3 protein-coding genes are annotated in these 1837 nt (G+C 35.9%); 2 read left to right on the plus strand and 1 reads right to left on the minus strand.

Translation table 11 applies throughout. The features are described from left to right. Nucleotides 1-105: 105 nt before the first annotated feature. On the minus strand, nt 106-432 hold the full coding sequence (locus RM549_RS19275) for a YegP family protein (RefSeq protein WP_198627715.1): 327 nt from the start codon (nt 430-432) through the stop codon (nt 106-108). A 702-nt stretch (nt 433-1134) separates the two neighbouring features. On the opposite strand from RM549_RS19275, the gene RM549_RS19280 reads away from it, so the two are divergent. Both RM549_RS19280 and RM549_RS19285 read left to right on the plus strand, forming a co-directional pair. After that, complete coding sequence (locus RM549_RS19280) at nt 1135-1482, plus strand: single-stranded DNA-binding protein (protein ID WP_311687734.1); 348 nt, start codon at nt 1135-1137, stop codon at nt 1480-1482. Between the two features lie 71 nt (nt 1483-1553). Further along, nucleotides 1554-1837, plus strand: a 284-nt coding sequence (locus tag RM549_RS19285) for a JAB domain-containing protein (RefSeq protein WP_311687736.1), incomplete at its 3' end; no start/stop codon positions are given.

A 1837-nucleotide genomic window follows, 5' to 3' on the forward strand; every position in this document is an offset into this window, starting at 1 on the left:
TAACGTTCTAGAAGCTCTCATCCAAACTTTTATTTGAAGTCAAAAAAATAGTGCTACCAGGATAATTTAAGCAGCACTACCTATAATTAATCCAAAAACTAAGACCTAAGAATTATCGTCTATTCCTGCATCGGGTGCATTCTTTTTCACTGAAGTAATTCCATTTTCCATAGCATTTAGGGTAGTGTAAACTTCGCTTGTGCCGATAACCTGACCGTTAGTTGACTTCAGATTGAATCTATGACCAGAAGCCGTTTCTTTACGTTCAAAAAGTTCATCCAACTGAGAATTTTTCCGAACAGACTCTATCCCATTCATACAAGAGGGCTTTGCTTTGTAGCCTTCGCTGCTTAAAATCACTTGACCATTTCTGGCCTTTAGGTTAAAACGGAATTCTCCTGCTTTATCTTTTTTAATCTCAAATTTACCCATAGTAATAATTGGTTTTTAATGTTCTTTTTAAAGATAAGAAAATTGAGTCAAATAAAAATCTTTAACAATGCCTTCTCTATCAGCCTAAATTTCACATAGCAATTAATACTGTTAGAATTGGTAATTACAAATACGCAGAACAGAGAATTAATATTATATAATCATTCAGCACATTAGCCTTCCGTACCTCCAGGCTAAAGAGCTTCATTCACAAGCACCGGACACAAGCGAAAAACCGTCACCTTCCATTTCGCTTATTCCGCCTAAATGGCGGAAATGCCTCATTCCCGGTTCCGGTTTTCCACTTAAGTCCTCAAATTGGATTCCATAATTAATTTAATTCCGCTTCCTGCTCCTTCCCTACTCTTCCATTTACCTATTTGAAGTATTCCCGGCCTTCACTGCCACTACCTTTTTTTGTAATGCAAAATACCAAGTTTTAGAAGTTAGTCCGGACTGCATAAAGCCGGTTTCTGCGCTCCCTTTTTATAAGTCCTCCCTAATTCTAAATCTTGAAAATGTATCAGCATCAAAAAAAGGTAACAGTGAAGGCGCTACGGAAAGTAAATCTAAAAACGGAAAAATGAAATCATACAAATCCACAAAAAGGAAGCGGAATTAAAAAATCAAAAAAGGAAAACGCTCAGGATACAATAAGTAAATCAGTTAAAAATCAATTATAAACCTTTAAATCTTTTAGTTATGAAAACGCTTAGAAACACAGTACAGTTAATTGGAAACGTAGGGGAAGATCCAAAATCTCACAGGTTTGAAAACGGTATGTTGGTTTGCCGATTCTCTCTGGCCACCAATGAACAATTTTTTAAAGACGGAGAGAAAACTCAGGAAACACAATGGCACCAGCTTGTAGCCTGGAGTAAGCAGGCAGAACTAGCTAGTAAGTATATCGCTAAGGGAAAGGAAATTGCTATTAAAGGCAAATTAACTTATCGCACGTATAACAATGAAGCTGGAGAAAAACAGTACATCACCGAAATTCTGGTAAATGAGATCCTTTTATTGAGCAGCTCAAAACAGGATAATAATTAATTAAAAGTAAAGAGGGCGTCATCGTCGAAAATTGCGCCCTCTTTCATTATCTAACTTTAAACAAATTAATAATGGAAACCAAAGTTAATGAAATCGCAATAAGTTATAGCGGAAGTATTAAAACAAAAATGCTTCCCAAAATATCTTCTTCCCGTGATGCTGCCAACCTTCTATTTGAGCATTGGGATAAACACAACATTGAACTCTTTGAAAGTTTTAAAATGCTGCTCCTTAATAACTCCAATAAGGTAAAAGGTATTTATACGCTTTCTACCGGTGGGATTACCGGAACTTTAGTGGATATAAGAATTGTATTCGCGGTAGTCCTTAAGTCTGTAACTACCTCTATAATTTT

This window comes from Autumnicola patrickiae, assembly GCF_031846525.1.
GTDB classification, from domain to species: domain Bacteria; phylum Bacteroidota; class Bacteroidia; order Flavobacteriales; family Flavobacteriaceae; genus Autumnicola; species Autumnicola patrickiae.